This window comes from Aestuariirhabdus sp. LZHN29 (assembly GCF_049985285.1).
In the GTDB taxonomy this organism is placed as follows: Bacteria; Pseudomonadota; Gammaproteobacteria; order Pseudomonadales; family Aestuariirhabdaceae; genus Aestuariirhabdus.
Map to the genome: position 1 here is coordinate 171695 of NZ_JBNIEU010000003.1, position 16987 is coordinate 188681.

Genomic DNA, 16987 nt, shown 5'->3' on the forward strand with positions numbered 1-16987 from the left:
TATCTGGATGGGATATTAGGTCACAACTCACACTATACCGCCCCCTGGTGGGGGACCTGGTTGATAAAGGGAATACCAAAGAAGGTCATAAAGGAGATCGCAAACACCAGAATCGCCAGCATCGCCGAGTACATCGGTTGCGGGCGGTAGGTGACGCGAAAATGCAGGGTGAAGGCCAGTAGCAGCCAACTGACAAAGGCCCAGGTTTCCAGCGGATCCCAGGACCAGAAACGGCCCCAGGCATCCTGCGCCCAGATCGCCCCGGCGACCAGCATCAGGCTGTCGAACACCAGTGCCAGCAGGATAAAGCGATAGCTCAGTTCATCCAGCGAGGCGTTGCCCGGAAGGCGGGCGAAATCCGGCGCGATAAAGGCACCTTCGCGCAGCAGTACTACCAGCGAGAGCGCAAAACTGACCAGTAGGGCACCCATGAATACCTTGCCGAAGCCGACGTGGACATAGAGCCAGGGGGTCAGATAGCTGGCGGGTAGAATACTGTCGTGGTCGGGGACCGACATCATCCAACCCATCATCATAAAGATCACCGGTAGGACGAAGGCGGCGATGGGACGGATGGCCGCGATGCGCCAGTAGACGATCGAAAAGAACAGGGTCAGGCTCCAGATGTTGCTGGAGAGAATTTCGAACATGGTGTTGAAGGGGCCGTGTCCCAGTCGCTCCCAGCGCAATCCGATGGCGACACTGTGCATCGCCAGGCCACCGAGTATCAACAGCAGCAGGGTGCGGTCGGGGCGTTTGCGAAACACGGTGGAGATGATGGCAAGACAGCCCGCCGCCACGTAGATCAGCACGCAGCCCCACAGGATCCAGGTTTCCAACAACATGTTTATCTTTCTCCCTCTTTGGTGTCCAGGTTCCAGCGACTACTGGTGGTTTTTTGCCACAGGTACCAGCCCAGGCAGAGAATACCGAACAGGCAGGTGGCCAATAACCAGTTCATGGTCCAGTCGTAAAAGACCTCGTAGCCGATCCAGCGCTCAAGCCCAAGAAGTTGCAGCTGTGCCCCCTTCAGGTTGAGGTTTTCACCGGGCTTCAGGATCAGCCTCTGATCATCGAGCCGGAGGATCAATTGGTAGTTATCCGGTACCCTGAACTCGGGTTCGAAAAAGTGGCGCCGTTCATCCAGTACCTCTAACCCCATCCAGATTTGACCCTTTCCATCGGGGCGTGGCCAATCGACCGCCTGACCATCGGGTTGCGTAATCTGGGAGGGAAAACGTAAGGCCACCAATTGTTCACCGGAAGGGTCCCGCCACCGTACCAATGCCGAGAAGCCGATATTGCGTGACAGTGTAAAGCGGTAGCCAGAGACTTTGAGGGGCTTCTGCGAGCCCACCATCAGGCGCTGTTGCTGATCCGGCAGGTACACCTCGCTGGTGGCATCAGTGCGTCCACCGTCAGGCCCGAAGTAGATGGAGAAAGGTCCCTGATAGAAACCCAGCGAGCTGTGGTCCTCAGGGTGAAACCAGCCCTGGGATTTGATGCCGGCGAAGCCGGTAAACTGCTCCCCTTCGGCCAGGGTTACCCAGCCCTTCATATAGGTGGCGCGACTGGCGATTACCAGAAGCATCAGTACCAACAGAGCGATATGGAACAGTAGCAAGGCGATGCTGGAGCGTATCTTTTCCTTGACCAAAATGGCGAACACCAGATTGAGCAACAGCAGGCAGAAGCCCAGTGCCAGAGCCGGGGTCGGGGGGGAATCGAACTGCAAAATGGCGCCCACGCCAGCACCGAAAGCGATCAGTGACAACAGCGTCAGGCGCATAGACCCCAGCCAGTTTAGCAGGCGGTTCATGAGTGTACTTCCCTGATCAACCTAGTGCTCTTCATGGTAATCCTCTTCGCTATTGACCGCCCAGATTGAGGATCGATCCCCAAGACCCCGACGAATCAGGCGAACGGCTTCTCTTGCCGTAATCATGGAGTGATCCTGATTGTTGTATCGGTGGGTCCCGTTGCGGCCAATAAGATAGAGATTATCAATACGGTCGGTATAGCTGCGGATACGATCGAACGACCCATAGCTGCCGAAATAGGCGGGATACGCGTAGGGAACCCGCAATACGTGGTGGTCGGTGATAGCGCTCTCGGTTGCTAGCCCCAGTTTTTCCAGCTCTGCAGTGGCGAGCAGGGCCAACTGGCTATCCTCCAGCGCCCACAGCGCGTCCCCCTGCTGGCAGAAATACTCCATCCCGAGCCATAGCATGCCGGATTGTGCGACCAGATAGGGGCTCCAATTATGGAATAACTGGATGCGGCCAACCTGAACATGAGGTTCTTGAATATAGAGCCAGTTGTCCTCCATCCCCTGTAGTCGCGATTGCTTACCTTGAGTGGGTAAGCTAGTGGGGTCGATCAGTACTCCGACCACAAGCATGTCCCGGTAGCGCAGTCCTTCGGCAACGGCAGTCACCGCCGAAGGCGGCGGCGGTGACAGGGAGGCGATCAGGGTTTTCACCGGCATGGTTGAGATCACAAAGTCGATCTCAATGCGCTGGGATTGGCCATCAGGCCCATGGGCCAGGGTTGCCGCACAGACTTTGTTGCCATCGGTTTCTATTGCGACCACCCGGTGTTGTAATCGCAACTGCGCACCACCCTCTACCGCGCGGTCAGCAACTCGCTGCCACATTTGACCGGGCCCGCGAGCGGGGTAGATAAATTGTTCAATCAGGCTGGTTTCGGTACTGTTCTGTTCGATGGCGCGAGAGCGAAACGGAGACACCAATGCATTGGCAAGCAGGGAGCGGACGGATACGCCCTTGACCCGTTGTGGACCCCAGGATGGATCGATCTCTTGGCAGGGAACGCCCCACACCTTTTCGGTATAGCTTTTAAAAAAGGTGCGATAGAGTTCCCGGCCAAAGCGATTGATGAAAAAATCCTCCAGCGATCGCTCGGGTTTTATCGGGTGCAGTTGGGCTCCCAGATAGCTCACAGCCACTCGCAAAAGGCGCTGAATGCCCAGCTGTCTAAGGGTGTTTAGGCTCAGGCTCAGGGGGTAGTTAAAGAGCTGGCCCAGATAGAGGATGCGCGAGCGGCGCTGGCGCTTCAGCAGCGCTTCGGGACTTGCCGGGGCAGCTGCTGTCTGCAATGGCATCATGTTTTGCCACCACTGCATCACCCATGGGGATTTGGAGAAAAACCGGTGGCCACCGATATCCATAGCGTTGCCGCGATGCTCTATGGTGGCAGACAGCCCACCGACGTAGTCCTGTTGTTCTACCACAATGGGATGGATATCCGTGTGTTGCAGAAGCTCCCAGGCTGCGGTTAAGCCTGCAGGCCCTGCGCCAATAATCAGTGCTTGTTTCTGACTCTTACGCATCGGGTAGCTGTTCACCAACGGCCGGTTTACGGTAGGGGGCGATGAAACGTGAAAACAGTTTTGACTGCACAAAACGAAGGCAAAGGAGTGACAGGCTCTGCGCCAGTGTGGTATCCAATGCGCTCAGGTAGCGTTCCAGTTGCTCTTCGCTAATCACCAGGGAGGGTGCCGCCATCAGTAGTATCTCCCGATTATCCGCGTAATAGGTAAGAATGTCGTGTTGTTGGTACAGCTCCTGAATAACCGCAGCGGTGATCAATTTTTGCAAAAAACGCTCATCATTGGCGACACTCAGCGGCAGTAGTCGAATCAGCGAAGCCAATAGGCCGGGCCCGCCTTGTAATGCTAGCCCTTGCAATGCACCGCAGCCGCGTCGTGCAGAAATTTTTTCGGGGTAACGCTGTAGCAGTTGCTCCAGTCCCTGTTCTAATTGCCCCCCGATCGTCTGTGCTCGTTCGACTAATCCCTCATCTACCAGAGTGTTGATCGCCTCCAGTGCGGTCACGCACTCCTCACCAAAGCCATTATAGGTGCTGCTATGGAGCAGGGCATCGCGCAGGTTACCGTAGGCCGTTTTGAAAACGGGGGTGCGCGTAACGAAAGCAGAGAGGGAGGCTTTTCCTCCACCCAGTGACTTGGAGGTCACCAGTACATCGGGCAGCAAGCGTTCCGCCTGTGCATAGCGCATAAAGTGAAATAGCTCGCCGGTTTTCCCCCATCCGGTGAACACCTCATCGTAGATTAGAACGATACCCTGTTGATCACATAGACTCCGCAACCGGATTAAAAAATTCTCATCGCACTGTTGCAGGGTGCTGGCGCTCATTGGCTCGATAATAATGCCGTAGATATCCGAGCTACCATCGCTTTTCTGGTGGGATTCAACCATTGAGGTGACTGAGTCCAGATCGTTATAGTGAAAGCTGTGACAGCCTGGAATCTCGGGATAACGAAAATGTAACTCGGCCGATGCCGATGCCGAAGCGGCGCCCAGAAGCTTGCCGTGGTAGGAGATGTCCGAGTGCAGCAGCACGGAGCGCCTTCCTTGATGCGCCTTGTAGGCCATTTTTATCGCCCCCTCGACCGCTTCGGCACCCGAATTCGCCAGGTAGCTGATCTCCAGGTCCCCCGGTAGCAAGGCCGCAATATTGTGGCTCAGTGCGGCCAGATAGGGAGAGAAGTAGTTTTTATGAACTTCCATCGCATCTTTTGCTGCGAAGCGCTCTCTTGCCGCGAGAATTCGCGGGTGATTGTGGCCATGGTTGAGTACGCCGATCCCACCAGTAACGTCGAGAATCTGCTTGCCCTGGTGTGTGGTCAGAGTGCAGCCTTTGGCCGAGCGAATCAGCTCCTGACCAAAGCCGAAGCTACTAATCAGCTCCACCTGCCCGGGGTTGATCGTGCGACGGTAGTGTTTCCACACCTCGCTTATTGCCAGGTTTTCGCACTGCTCGACAGAGATCAGTTGGGGAGTGGGGGGCATTGCGTGGGGTTCCGCTAGAAAATGGTGTGGGTGTGCAGAGGCAAGGGTACCGGATCAACGCGCCCGGCGGTAGACCAGAAACTGCTCAGCCAGCTCAGGAGGCAGTGGAGCCTCCTCTAGCCAGTTTGGGGGCTCGTGGCGGCCGAGCCGGGCGAGCAGCGAATCCTGGCTCTGGGCCAGGGCGGCTTGCCGGAACTTGAACAGACTGCGACACACCACCACGTATTCTACCCGGCGCTGACGGCGCAGCTCGTCCAGCCCCGGTTCATCAGGACTCATCCAGCGCAGGATGAAGCTCTCCTCGATCCCCTGCCGGTTGCGGTGGTAGGGGCTGGCGATCACCGGGGTGCCGGTTTTGTAAACCAGCTGTGGGCCCTGAAAGCTGGAAGCCAGCAGGGTGCCACTGTGGGGCGGTTGCTGTTTATACCACTGTGCCAGCGCATCGATACTGCAGGTGCCGGAAGCGTAGGTGTGCGCGTTACCGCTGGGGATGAGCAACCCAATCCAGCTGAGGCAGTGAACGAAAGCCATAGCCAAAACTCCAGTGCGAGCCGTAGAGGTGCGCATGGCGTTCAGGGTAACCAGTACCGCTTCCCACCAGGGCAGCAGCAGTGCGATCTGTACAAACACGATGGCGCGTCCCTTCAGCATCAGAAAGGGCAGGTACACCAGCAGGCACGCGAGGTAGATCATGGCCCGTTGTCGGCTCCGTGAATCCCCCCGGGTCAGGCTCCAGGCGAGAAAGGGAAGTACCCACAGCAGCGGGCCCAGCTCTAGCAGGGCGATCAACCAGGGGGCACTGCTGAAATAGGGCAGTTCCGCCTTCTGGTTCTCCTGCAGCAGCTCAAGAAAAGGGCCCAGCTCCTGCTGAGGGTGGCCCAGCAGCGCCGGGAACAGCAGCAGCAGGGAACCCGCCACTGGCAGGGTGCAGGCGGTCAGGATCAGCAGGCGGGGCAGAACACGGCTTGGTGCAACGTAGGACTCGAACCCTTTAAGCAGCATCAGGATCAGGTAGCCACTGCCCCCTAGCAGCAGGTGGAGGAAGGAGAGGCGGTCATACTCGACCCTGAGCCAGTGAGCCGGGGGGCGTTCCAGCACCAGGCAGAGGGCTAGGCTGATCACCAGGGCAAACCCGAAGGCCTCCGCCTGTGCCAGCGCCTGGCGACGCCTGATAACCCAAAATAGCGCGAAGAGCAGGGCCACCGGCAGCATTAACAGAATAAACTCGACACTCAACCAAATTCCCAGGGCGCAGACGATCCCCAGCAGGCCGGGGTAGGCGGAGGGGGTGTCATCATCCGGCAGGCGCAGCATCAGTCCCAGGTTGGCGAGCACCAGTAACACCAGTAGGCCGTGGTAGTCGATAAAGCCGGTCAGGTGGATCACGCTGATCTCGTTGAGGCTCAATAGCATCGCCACCAGCAGCAGGAAGCTAGCGACTCGGGTGTTGGGGGCGACAATCCAGTAGAGCAGAGGCACAAATAGCAGTTGGATGCCGGGACCGATCACTACTGCCGACCACCCCTCCAGCCCGCGGCGCAGATCCCCGCTCCACTCCCCCAGCCAGGCGCCGGGAAGCAGTAGTAGGTCGAGCGCCCGGCTCCAGTGCATCTCCAGTCCATAGGGGGCGTTGAACCAAGGGGCGCTACGATCGTACCAGTCACCGCTCAGATAGAGCGCCTCCACCTGCAGCAGGCGGCTGTAGGAGTCGGTGTCCCAGTTGCGATACCAGTCGCTATCACCGGGTCCCGGAGCCCAGCCCAGCAGCGCGGCTATCAGGTGGAACAGCACCACAAGCAGGGTGCCGGCCAGTAGCATTGTAGCGGGCGAGTAGTGGCGAGGTGGCGATGGGGAGTCGTGCATGATCGGAAGACGCCGGATGGTTGGGGTAGCGAAGAGAGAGGCTCAGCCGATACCGGCCGGAATCACCCGGCCGGTATCCCGGCTCAGTAGCTGGCGCTGTTGCACATGGAGTTGATCATAAAATCCTTCCCGCCGCAGTTGCTTGCACTCCAGCTGCCGCTGCTGCCAAAGGAGGTGATCTTCAAGCGCGCATTCACGTAGTAGGGAGGGTTGTTGTACCCCTCGTTGTCGTTTTGGCCCTCGTCACCGCCGATCCGCCGGCCCACGAGTGTGCCCACCGGCACCGGCTGGCCCTGGGTACAGTTGAGATTATAATGGCCGGTATCGTCGGCGCGGCAGAGGGCTTCGGGGCCCACATCGCGCAGGTTAACCAGAAAAGCCTTGTTCTTCCAGCCGTGCACCACCGCCACATGGCACCACATGCAGTCGAGGCTCCCTACTTTGTTACGATGGTAGCTGTGAAGGTCACCCCTACCTCCACCATAAAATCCGGTGCGACCGCCACCCGTCGAGTTGTAGGTGCCGGTATCGTGGCATTTTGAGCAGATAGCATTGTCGCCATCGGCCCTCACGCTCCCTCGGGGCCAGGTACCCCGTAGGATAAAGTCGTTGTCCGAGCCGTGGGGGCCCCAGGGGGTGCCGGCGGGCGGCTTGGAATCCGCCGCGGGGTTGTTGGCTCCGTGGCAGTCGGTGCAGTACATGGTCTGGTTGCCGACGTTGTTATCCCAGGGGGGGAGCCAGTTGCTGGCGCTGGCACCGCCACGCTCGGAGGTAGTGCGGCCGGTGGGACCCATCACCGGGTGCCAGCTGCGATGGTTGTTGTTATTGAGATCGGCGCCGCCATCGGTTCCCTGGCTGACCTGGCCCTGATGGTTGCCAGGCGCCTGAAACTCCATCGCCTGGTTGGTGTAGTACGCCATGCTCGCCGGAGTCGTGGCGCGGCGAGTGCCCCCGGCACTGGGGGTGCCTGGAGCTCCCAGTGCCGGGCGGGTGGGGCTTTCGGGCAGGCCGTCGTCGTTGTAGCCATAGTTGGAGTGGCACTTGAGGCAGATCTGGTACTCGGCGGTAACTCGGTCGTTACCGGTACCGTATTTGATCGTGAAACGGATCGGCATGGCGTCAACGGTGCCGAACTTGCGTCCGTTGCTACCGGAGTTATAGACCGGCTCTACTCCCCAGGTGCCGTACAGTACCCCCGAAACCTCGTTGGTGTGGCTGGTGCTGTCGGTGTGGTCGTGGGTGCCCTGGCCCGCGGTGCCGCCGCCATCGCCCTGACTATTGCTGATCATACGGTGGGGGTTGTGGCAATCGGTGCATTCGACGTGGCGGTTACCCAGGTTGTTGTAGCCCAGTTTCACATTGCCATTGCTATCGTCGGGCAGCTCGACATCGCCCTCGAAGAAGTCGGCATTGGTTATGTCGTGGACCTCACTACCGACGCCCTGATCACTATTGGTGATCGGCATTCGACGTAATTTAGTGGTGAATTCGTCCTTGATGTTGGGGGCACTGGTACCGGCCTTGAGGGCATTGGTGTTGGCATCCTCGGTGTGGCACTGGTAGCAGGTCTCCTCGATCGCCGGATTACCACCCTGTTTGGGTTGTTGGGCTGCCGGTATATTATCGGTTCCCTCGCGCAGCAAGCGGCGGGAACCCTCCACGGTATGGGTGTCGTGGCAGTTAAGGCAGGCGGCCTGCCACACGCTGATGTTGCGCGGGAACTCCCGAAGGTCGGCGGACCAGTTGCGATACTGATCTGCGGCGGTGTTGGCTGCGTGAACCGAGTTGGACCAGGTCTGCCCCTTTTTATCGTGACAGGCGAGGCAGACAATATCAGAGTCTTCATCGAAGTCGCCGCCTACCGGAGCGCTCATCTGGAAACGTCGGGTTCGCAAAAATTTTGCGTTGTTGGGATCGGCGCTGGCGGTCAGGCTGGTACCGCTGGGCAGATCCTGCCCGGATATGTGGGGGTCGTGGCAGCTCGTGCACTGGACTTTTCCATCCTTGTCCAACGGAACCAGTGGGCGGTTTCCGGGGCTTGGAATTTGAATATGACTGCCATCGCTGTTGATGGGGTCGCGCAGCTCGCCGTCAGCGGCAGCTAGCCTGCCGCCTGTGCGGCTGGTATCGAAATCAAATGAAATAGGGTGATCGTTGGTTAGATCTGTGCCGAGGTTGCGGGTGAATCCAGATTGGGCCCCTTCACCGTCGGGTACGGTCCCGCCTGCTCCAGTGCCGCTCATGGTAATAGAAACGTCGGTGTTGCCTTCGAGAACGTTGACGTTACCGATTGCCAGAGTGCCGTCATGGCAGGAGAGGCAGAGCTTGGAGGCCCCGCCGGGGTTAGCATCGACATTGGCCTGCATTGAGCTGGAATCGTACTTTATATAGGTCTCGTTGGAGATGTTGCGGTTCCAAAGCGGCCCCTCGGCGCTCAAGTTTGCACCGTGGGGCGTGTGGCAAAAGGCACAGATTTGACTTTCGCTAGTGGCCTTGACCGTTCGCGGGTCAGTTCCCGGAAAGTTGCTCGACAGATTATGCTTGGTGCTGCTGATGTCGGCGCTGCGAGGGATGGTGGTCGAGGGGGCTGCCAGCAAAGCAGCGCTAAACACTAGCGCTGAAATGGCTGCTGACCAGGAACTGAGTTGGGTGCTGTATCGGTTAATCATTCCCGCTTCCTAAATACTGAAAGATGGCAATCCGGCCATTCATCATGTCTGCAATGTAGAGTCTGTCCTGTTGGTCTATCCAGATTCCCGCGGGCAGGTAGAAATGTCCCGCCTCTGCTCCTGTCCCTCCGATAGGCAACAGAAATCGGCCTTGACTGTCAAAAACTAATAGGTGGTCGTAATAGGATTCAATTGCGTAGATGTTGCCTTCACTGTCGCTGGCAATACCTTTGGGGCGAGAAAACTGCCCCCGGTTTATCCCTCGCTCGCCGATGCTTGATATCAGGTCGCCTTGAGTATCAAAGAGTTGAATGCGGGCGTTTAGTGTGTCGGACACATAGAGTGAATTATGCTGGAAAGCCAAATGCGTTGGCGCGTTGAACAGCCCTGGAGCCTCCCCCGCGGAACCGATGGTATCGATCAAGCGACCGTCACTATCAAATAAAACGATATTGTCAGCCTGCGTATCGGCGACGTAGATGGTACCGGTGACAGGGTCTTGGGCTATGCCTGTGGGTCGCTGCAGCACCCCTTTGCCAAAGCGTGAAACCGGTTCGCCCTTGATGGTGAGTTCAAAAACCTCTTTGTGCTCAGCGTCAGTGATGAACAGGGAGCCTCGGTTGGATAGGGTAATACCTACTGGAGTCACAAAGGGAACGGCGCGGTCAGCATTGAACCAGATATCCATGACGCCGGTAGCGGGTTGAAAACTCACCACAGCCTGTTGTCCAACATCGGTTACAAAAATATTACCCTCTGCGTCGGTCACGACACTCTGAGGGCGTTTCAGAATCATTGGTTGGTATTCGTTGCCGACAATACCGGCGATAAATTCCCAGATCGACTGTGCGCTGCTGCTGGCCTGATCCGTTGTATTGTGGAAATTTCGTTCGCCGGTGAGATCTCCGATATACGCGTAGCGAGCTTTGGCCGGTGGCGCGGGCCACATGTTATCCCTGCTGGCAGTGTTGTCCGGCATGTCGAACGTCATTACCCGGGGTTCGGTTGCACAAGCCCCCACCAGCAGGCAGCTGACGATCAGCGCAATAGTGCGAAGAGAGTGCAGCGCCATCGAACGGGTTACCATCGGCCTGGCCCCGAAGTTTCACTATCACCACGGATACCACTTTTTAGCCCCGGAAGCCCTGTGTGACAGCGGTCGCAATGTTCGGTTGACCAGGCGATCTGGCCGTTATGGCACATGCCGCAGAACTTACCGTCGATGATTTCGGCCATGGTGACATCGTTGGCGCCGGCGCGCATCTCAAACCCCAGTTCGTTGTGACAAACTTTGCAGCGAAAGCGGATGCGATGAAACCAGTGGGGGTAGATGACCGGGCGCATCCCCTCGGCTTCTGCTCGCTTGTTAAGCACCACGTCGGCGTATTCCGCCTGCAGCGGCGTGCTGACCAGTAACAGGGTACTCGACATGATAACCGCGCAGAGCAGCGTAAACAGGGAACGCGTCATAGTGGGTTCTCCACTTTGTAGTTTTCCCGGCTTTCACCCTCTTTGTATTGGCCGCCGTAAGAGCCTTTAAACGTGCTGCGTAAAACACTGTGGCAGCGATTGCACTCTGTAAGGGGAAAAGCGACTGCGCCGTGGCATCTGCCGCAATACTCGCCCTGTAAAATAGCGAACATGTTGACCGGTGTGGCATCAACTTCATCGATAAAAATCTTGTTGTGGCAGTTGTTGCAATCGAGCCATTCGGTGTGTTGTCGATGGGGAAATAGCACTAATGGCATCTCCCCGGTTCGATTCATGATGATATCGAGGTCGATCACTCGAATCGTGGTATCCGGGAAAAGGTTGGTGCGGGGCTCGATAAAGCCTCCTCGCAACGCCTCCACCCAGTTTACCTGATTGCCTGGGTTATCAAAGGGAAGCTGTGATAGGGCTTCACCAGGCTGCTGTAGCTCTTGCAGTGTGTCGTTGGAGGGGTCGTGTAGTCCATCGTCTTGCAGGGTTTTCCATAGGTCCGGCTCTGCGGCGGTAACTGTTGTAGCACCAAGGAGCAGCAGAAAAAAAGTTGTGATAACTGTCACGTATGGTGTGGTTATTGCTTGCGTTCGCATGGTTGGTTTGGAAGCGCCCTGCTCATTTTTTGAGGTGATCCCGGTCTGTGGGACGTTTTGTCTTAACGTTACGCAAAAAATATGCCGTTGTAGTGACCGAGTGGTTTGTTAATTATTTTCTACTATAAAGAAAATAACCGGGCAGTGCAGTATTTGGATAGGTTTGGGGTGGGTTCTTTGGTTAGTGGGGTTCAGGGTGCAAAAAGAATGACCGGACAGGGTATAAAGCGGTGGGTGTTGGCTCAGTTTGTTTTGGCTGCGCTGCTGCTGGTCGCTCTATTGGTCTGGCGGGGGACCTCTGCGGTTGAGGGGCATCTCGCCGGAGTTGCCTGTAGCAGTTGTCATCTGACGCAGGACAGCGGTGCGGTCGATCCTGAAATGGCAAAATTGTTGATGAGCGCGCAGGAGAAGATCTGCGAAAGTTGTCACGCCGGCGCCACACTTGCCAGCCATCCCAGCGGGTTTATTCCGTCGGCCCAGCTGGGTGAGGTGTTCCCCCTCGATTGGAAAGGGGAGATGACCTGTAGCACCTGTCATGATGTTCATGGTCAGGCTCGCGGCCTGCTGCGCGTGGCGGAGGCGGGTAAAAAATTCTGTGAGGCTTGTCATAATCCGGAATTTTTCCTGAATATGAGAGATCGAGGGCAGTCGCTGGTTAACTCCGGGCACCTCGATACCCGTCTGGAAGAGATGCAGGCAGGAGATCTCGACCCCTACTCCAGGGCCTGTATCGAATGCCACCGTAAGCAATCCGACCAGTTGGGCGCGGAGCCCGTGACGCTTGGAGGAGGGGGGGTTGTGAAGCACGATTCCAGTCGTTTCAGTCATCCGGTGGGGCGCTCCTATGAGGCGGCGGCATCCTATGGGGGGTACCGGCCGGCTTCACGCTTGCCCTCAATCGTTCCGCTGCCCGGCGGGGTGGTGAGTTGTATCTCGTGTCACGAGGTATATAGTGATCAACATGGTAATTTGGTGAGCTCGAATCAGGGTTCCAAGCTCTGTTTTATGTGTCATGATATCTAGGGTTGAAAAGCATGCGGGTGGCGAGGGAGTATAATGAGAGCTGAAGGGCAAAACCTGCGTCGGCGTCATTATGTCAGTTACCACGTGCAGGGTCGCTTGCTGGGCGCGCTGGTGCTGCTCGAAGTGCTGATGGTGTTGGTTGCGGTCATCTACCTTTATGGTCGTTTTGACGCGCTGTTGGAGACCCAGCTGTACAGCATTCATCGGGCACCCGCCGGTACGTTGGCGTCACAGATGTTTTACGAGTTGGCGGTGACCGTCGTCGCGATGACCGTTGTAAATGCCATCGCTTTGCTGGTGGCCCACCTGATTTGGCAAAACTATGTCGAGCGGGTACTGCTGCAGTTTCGCGCCCAGCTGGAGCGCATGGCGGAGCTCGATTTCCGTCTTCATAGTGATCTTGATTCGGATCTGCATGAGAGTGTCGCTATGTTGGCGCGTTGGCTTGACGCCGAGCGCGCGGTGGCGACCGAGTTGCGCGAGTTGGTGCCATTGCTGGATCGAATCGGGGAGATGACACCCGAGGAGCGAGAGGCGTTGTCGGCGCGACTGGTGAAGGTGGAACGTTTGCTGTCGTTGTAAGGGGCTTGCTCTTAGTTCGAGACCTTGCGGTTGACGTTGGCGGTTTTGATCATGTTGTCCTTTATGAGGACGGTTTCGATGCGGTACTCGTTAACGCTCAGGCAGATATTGTTTTCAGGAATCGACTCCAGCTGCTCCACGATAAGGCCGTTGAGGGTCTTGGGTCCGTCGCTGGGTAGGTCCCAGTCCAGGGTCTTGTTGATTTCACGGATGGTCGCTGTGCCGTCAATGTAGAAGCTTCCGTCGCTGCGGGGGGTGATATCCTGGTTAATATCGGCTACATCGGTGGTGAACTCACCCACAATCTCCTCAAGTATATCGTCCAGGGTTATCATGCCCTGCACATCTCCGTACTCGTCGACCACGAACCCCATGCGGTGCTTCTCTTTCTGGAAGTTGAACATCTGGGTGTGTAGCGGGGTGTTTTCGGGCACGAAGTAGGGGTCGTTTGCCTCTTGTAGCAGGGCGGCTTTGGTTTGTTCCTCGCGCATTAAAAAGCGGGAAAAGTTGCGCATGTGCAACACGCCGATCAGGTTGTTGATGTCGCCCTTGAAGATCGGCATTCGTGTGTGTTGGCAGGCGCGCAGTTGCTCAATGATGGGTTTCAGTTCGTCCTCGATGTCGACACCGTTGATCTCATTGCGCGGGATCATGATATGTTCCACCGACACCTTTTCCAGGTCGAGAATATTGATCAGCATGCCCTGGCGTTTTCGGGGTAGTTTTTGCTTCGATTCGTGCACCACCGTGCGCAACTCATCGGCATTCAGGTGGTGTTCGGTGTTGGTGTGGGGGTTGATGCCGAGTAGGCGCAGAAGAGCGTTGGCAATACCATTTACCAGCCATACCGCAGGGTACAGGACCCACAGTAGCGGAATTAACAGGATGCTGGCGGGGAAGGCGATCCGTTCCGGGTGCAGCGCGGCCAGGGTTTTGGGGGTAACTTCGGCAAAGATAAGAATGATCAGTGTGAGGGCGCCGGTGGCGATGGCGATGCCCGCGTCTCCCCATAGCCGGACCGCAATGACAGTGGCGATGGCGGAGGCAAAAATATTGACGAAGTTATTGCCAATAAGAATGATGCCGATCAGGCGGTCAGGTCGCTCCAGCAGGCGGCTTGCGCGCACGGCACCCGGGTGTCCCTTTTGGCTAAGGTGTTTGAGTCGATAGCGGTTTAGCGCCATCATTCCGGTCTCCGAGCTGGAGAAGAATGCGGAGCAGAGAATTAGCAAGCCCAGGGTGGCAAACAGGTAGCCCAGGGGGATGTCGTTCAAGCGGGAAGTTCCCTTTTCATGTTTCGGGTGGGCAGTGTAGTGAAAATGGGGGCTTTATTGAAGTAGCAGGTCGAGAACAAATTTGCTGCCAAAGTAGGAAAGCATCAGTAGCAAGAAGCCTGTGAGAGTCCAGCGTGCTGCGGTATATCCGCGCCATCCCCACTGGTGGCGGCCCCACAATAGTACCGCATAGACCAGCCAGGCGAAGATAGAGAGTACGGTTTTATGTACCAGGTGCTGGGCAAAAAAGTCCTGTATGTAGATGAGTCCGGTGGCGAGGGAGAGGGTGAGCAGGAGCATGCCGGCCCAGATAAACTCGAACAGCAGCAGATCCATCGTTTGCAGGGGAGGGAAAATACGCCCAAGACCCTTGGGGTGTTTGCTTTTTATTCGATGCTCCTGATAGGACAGGAGTAGTGCTTGCACGGTAGCGATAGTGAGTAGGCTGTAGGCGGTGATCGACAGCAGGATGTGAATAATGGTGGGTGCCTGGGTATTTTTCAGGATCGCTTCGGGGGTGGTGCTGATGGTTGCTAGTAGCACGCACAGTGCGGCGACGGGTATCAGTCCGGCGAACAGGCTTTCTACCGGCTTTTTGAGGCTGCTGACCAATACCACCAGAATGATGGACCAGGAGATCAGGGAGCCAACGTTGAAGAAGCTCAGGTTGATCCCCTGGGGGGTGTGCAGCGTGAAGTAGATGCTGAAGGTCTGGGCGAGCGCTCCGCCGAAGGCGAGCAGCTGCAGGAGAGGCTTCTTAACCGGGCGCGAGTGCAGCAGGGCGGGTATCTGGTAGCCGGCGGCGAATATGTAAAGAGCGATAGCGATGGTGCTGGGGATGATGATGTTCATGGTTGGCCATTGTCTTTTTCAGGTCGCAAGTGTGGCACAACCGCGGCGGGTGGTGAAGCTGGAGAAACGAAAAAACCCCCGGATCTCCTCTGTAGTGAGGCGTTGTTGGCGTTTATCCGGGGTGGATGTCGGAGTGGCGGGGAGTAGCGGGTGTTGGTTTTGGTCTTGTCGTTGGCTTCGGGTATAATGCCCCGTTATTTTTATCTGTTCACACCCAGGTCAGCTCCAATGGCCGCAATAAGGTAGATCGATGTTTGAGAATCTAACAGACCGCCTTTCCCATACGCTGAAAAATGTAACCGGCAAGGCGAAGCTGACCGAAGACAATATCAAGGATACGTTGCGCGAAGTTCGCATGGCGTTGCTGGAAGCAGATGTTGCACTGCCCGTGGTCAAGGATTTTGTAGAGCGAATCCGTCAGCGGGCGGTGGGTCAGGAGGTGCAAAAGAGCCTCAGTCCGGGGCAGATGTTTGTTAAGATCGTCCAGGGCGAGTTGGTTAAGGTCATGGGCGACGCCAACGAAGAGCTGGACCTGGCAACGCGTCCGCCAGCGGTCATTATGATGGCGGGCCTGCAAGGGGCGGGTAAAACCACCTCGGTCGCCAAACTCTCCAAGTGGCTGAGTGAACGCAAGAAAAAATCAGTATTGGTGGTGAGTGCCGACATCTATCGCCCGGCGGCTATCAAGCAGCTTGAAACTCTGGCGTCCGAGGTTGGGGTTAACTTTTTCCCCAGTAGTGCGGACCAGAAGCCGGTCGATATCGCGCAGGGAGCGATCACCGAGGCGCGCAACAAGCATTACGATGTGGTGATTGTCGATACCGCGGGTCGGTTGCATGTCGATACCGAAATGATGACCGAAATCCGCGACCTGCACAGCGCTATCGATCCGGTCGAAACGCTGTTTGTGGTGGATGCCATGACCGGTCAGGATGCGGCCAATACGGCCAAGGCGTTCAATGACACGCTGCCGTTAACCGGTGTTATTCTGACCAAGGCCGATGGCGATGCGCGGGGCGGTGCGGCGCTGTCGGTACGTCATATTACCGGTAAGCCGATCAAATTCCTGGGTATGGGAGAGAAGACCGATGCCCTCGAACCCTTCCATCCGGATCGTATCGCGTCGCGTATTCTGGGTATGGGCGATGTGCTGTCGCTGATCGAGGAGGCCGAGCAGAAGCTTGATAAGCAGAAAGCGGAAGGCCTTGCTCGCAAAATTCAGAAGGGCAAGGGGTTCGATCTCGAAGATTTTCGCGATCAGCTGCAGCAGATGAAGAAGATGGGTGGAATGGCCTCGATGCTGGATAAGTTGCCGGGCATGGGCAATATGGCGGCGGTCGCACAGCAAAAAATGGCGGATGAGAAGCCGTTTATTCAGATGGAGGCGATCATCAACTCGATGACGCCCAAAGAGCGTCGCTTTCCTGATGTGATCAATGGTTCGCGCAAAAAGCGAATAGCTGCCGGTTCCGGAACCCAGATTCAGGATATCAATCGCCTGATCAAGCAGCACAAGCAGATGCAAAAGATGATGAAAAAGGTATCGCGCAAAGGCGGAATGGCCAATTTGATGCGCGGTATGGGGGGCATGAAAGGTGGTCCCGGAGGCATGGGTGGAATGGGTGGTCCCGGCGGAATGATGCCGCCAGGGGGTCGATTCCCCGGTATGTAGGGGTGTTATCGGATTATTTTGTCCGTTATATCCCTGTTATGGGTTTAAAAAGAGTTTGCATTGGCGGGCCTATGCCGTAAAATGTGCGCCCTTTAAGGGCTCCGGTCCGTTCGTTGTTGGTCGAAGAGGCGTCGTGCCT

The 16987-nt window shown here is 56.9% G+C and carries 14 protein-coding genes; 3 read left to right on the forward strand and 11 right to left on the reverse strand.

What is annotated here, in order from left to right:
• Positions 1 to 32: 32 nt before the first annotated feature.
• The 9 genes from ccsA to ACP3PW_RS13240 all read right to left on the reverse strand — a co-directional run bounded on the left by ccsA (position 33) and on the right by ACP3PW_RS13240 (position 11415).
• Entirely contained in the window at positions 33 to 845 is an 813-nt protein-coding gene (gene ccsA, locus ACP3PW_RS13200; protein ID WP_426417193.1) for a cytochrome c biogenesis protein CcsA, read from the reverse strand.
• 2 nt (positions 846 to 847) lie between these two features.
• Positions 848 to 1819 carry a hypothetical protein gene (locus ACP3PW_RS13205; RefSeq protein WP_426417194.1) on the reverse strand — a complete coding sequence of 324 codons (972 nt, stop codon included), beginning with the start codon at positions 1817 to 1819 and terminating at the stop codon, positions 848 to 850.
• A 21-nt stretch (positions 1820 to 1840) separates the two neighbouring features.
• The gene (locus tag ACP3PW_RS13210) at positions 1841 to 3352 is read right to left on the reverse strand and encodes an NAD(P)/FAD-dependent oxidoreductase (RefSeq protein ID WP_426417195.1); all 1512 of its coding nucleotides are present in this window, start codon (positions 3350 to 3352) and stop codon (positions 1841 to 1843) included.
• The gene (locus ACP3PW_RS13215) at positions 3345 to 4835 is read right to left on the reverse strand and encodes an aspartate aminotransferase family protein (RefSeq protein ID WP_426417196.1); all 1491 of its coding nucleotides are present in this window, start codon (positions 4833 to 4835) and stop codon (positions 3345 to 3347) included. The genes ACP3PW_RS13210 and ACP3PW_RS13215 overlap by 8 nt, the downstream gene beginning before the upstream one ends.
• Before the next feature lie 54 nt (positions 4836 to 4889).
• Complete coding sequence (locus ACP3PW_RS13220; protein WP_426417197.1) at positions 4890 to 6698, reverse strand: hypothetical protein; 1809 nt, start codon at positions 6696 to 6698, stop codon at positions 4890 to 4892.
• A gap of 83 nt (positions 6699 to 6781) precedes the next feature.
• Positions 6782 to 9367 (reverse strand): multiheme c-type cytochrome, encoded by a 2586-nt coding sequence (locus tag ACP3PW_RS13225; protein ID WP_426417198.1) that lies wholly within the window; start codon positions 9365 to 9367, stop codon positions 6782 to 6784.
• Positions 9360 to 10454 (reverse strand): 6-bladed beta-propeller, encoded by a 1095-nt coding sequence (locus ACP3PW_RS13230; protein ID WP_426417199.1) that lies wholly within the window; start codon positions 10452 to 10454, stop codon positions 9360 to 9362. The genes ACP3PW_RS13225 and ACP3PW_RS13230 overlap by 8 nt, the downstream gene beginning before the upstream one ends.
• Positions 10448 to 10837, reverse strand: a complete 390-nt coding sequence (locus ACP3PW_RS13235; protein ID WP_426417200.1) for a cytochrome c3 family protein — start codon at positions 10835 to 10837, stop codon at positions 10448 to 10450. Before ACP3PW_RS13235 ends, ACP3PW_RS13230 begins: the two co-directional genes overlap by 7 nt.
• Entirely contained in the window at positions 10834 to 11415 is a 582-nt protein-coding gene (locus ACP3PW_RS13240) for a c(7)-type cytochrome triheme domain-containing protein (RefSeq protein ID WP_426417201.1), read from the reverse strand. Before ACP3PW_RS13240 ends, ACP3PW_RS13235 begins: the two co-directional genes overlap by 4 nt.
• Positions 11416 to 11652: 237 nt before the next feature.
• Here ACP3PW_RS13240 and ACP3PW_RS13245 point away from each other — a divergent pair, with 237 nt between their 5' ends.
• Both ACP3PW_RS13245 and ACP3PW_RS13250 read left to right on the forward strand, forming a co-directional pair.
• Complete coding sequence (locus ACP3PW_RS13245; RefSeq protein WP_426417202.1) at positions 11653 to 12468, forward strand: cytochrome c3 family protein; 816 nt, start codon at positions 11653 to 11655, stop codon at positions 12466 to 12468.
• Between the two features lie 33 nt (positions 12469 to 12501).
• Complete coding sequence (locus tag ACP3PW_RS13250) at positions 12502 to 13050, forward strand: hypothetical protein (protein WP_426417203.1); 549 nt, start codon at positions 12502 to 12504, stop codon at positions 13048 to 13050.
• Between the two features lie 11 nt (positions 13051 to 13061).
• Here the strand turns inward: ACP3PW_RS13250 and ACP3PW_RS13255 are convergent, their stop codons facing one another.
• Complete coding sequence (locus ACP3PW_RS13255; RefSeq protein WP_426417204.1) at positions 13062 to 14324, reverse strand: HlyC/CorC family transporter; 1263 nt, start codon at positions 14322 to 14324, stop codon at positions 13062 to 13064.
• A gap of 54 nt (positions 14325 to 14378) precedes the next feature.
• Complete coding sequence (locus ACP3PW_RS13260) at positions 14379 to 15176, reverse strand: cytochrome C assembly family protein (RefSeq protein WP_426417205.1); 798 nt, start codon at positions 15174 to 15176, stop codon at positions 14379 to 14381.
• 250 nt (positions 15177 to 15426) lie between these two features.
• Between ACP3PW_RS13260 and ffh the strand changes: the two genes are divergently transcribed.
• Complete coding sequence (gene ffh / locus ACP3PW_RS13265) at positions 15427 to 16848, forward strand: signal recognition particle protein (RefSeq protein WP_426417206.1); 1422 nt, start codon at positions 15427 to 15429, stop codon at positions 16846 to 16848.
• The last annotated feature ends 139 nt before the right edge of the window (positions 16849 to 16987 follow it).

Excerpts from the sequence above, each read along its gene's own strand:
- ccsA (WP_426417193.1), bottom strand. The coding sequence starts at position 845 with ATGTTGTTGGAAACCTGGATCCTGTGGGGCTGCGTGCTGATCTACGTG.
- ACP3PW_RS13205 (WP_426417194.1), bottom strand. The coding sequence starts at position 1,819 with ATGAACCGCCTGCTAAACTGGCTGGGGTCTATGCGCCTGACGCTGTTG.
- ACP3PW_RS13210 (WP_426417195.1), bottom strand. The coding sequence starts at position 3,352 with ATGCGTAAGAGTCAGAAACAAGCACTGATTATTGGCGCAGGGCCTGCA.
- ACP3PW_RS13215 (WP_426417196.1), bottom strand. The coding sequence starts at position 4,835 with ATGCCCCCCACTCCCCAACTGATCTCTGTCGAGCAGTGCGAAAACCTG.
- ACP3PW_RS13220 (WP_426417197.1), bottom strand. The coding sequence starts at position 6,698 with ATGCACGACTCCCCATCGCCACCTCGCCACTACTCGCCCGCTACAATG.
- ACP3PW_RS13225 (WP_426417198.1), bottom strand. The coding sequence starts at position 9,367 with ATGATTAACCGATACAGCACCCAACTCAGTTCCTGGTCAGCAGCCATT.
- ACP3PW_RS13230 (WP_426417199.1), bottom strand. The coding sequence starts at position 10,454 with ATGGTAACCCGTTCGATGGCGCTGCACTCTCTTCGCACTATTGCGCTG.
- ACP3PW_RS13235 (WP_426417200.1), bottom strand. The coding sequence starts at position 10,837 with ATGACGCGTTCCCTGTTTACGCTGCTCTGCGCGGTTATCATGTCGAGT.
- ACP3PW_RS13245 (WP_426417202.1), top strand. The coding sequence starts at position 11,653 with ATGACCGGACAGGGTATAAAGCGGTGGGTGTTGGCTCAGTTTGTTTTG.
- ACP3PW_RS13250 (WP_426417203.1), top strand. The coding sequence starts at position 12,502 with ATGAGAGCTGAAGGGCAAAACCTGCGTCGGCGTCATTATGTCAGTTAC.
- ACP3PW_RS13260 (WP_426417205.1), bottom strand. The coding sequence starts at position 15,176 with ATGAACATCATCATCCCCAGCACCATCGCTATCGCTCTTTACATATTC.
- ffh (WP_426417206.1), top strand. The coding sequence starts at position 15,427 with ATGTTTGAGAATCTAACAGACCGCCTTTCCCATACGCTGAAAAATGTA.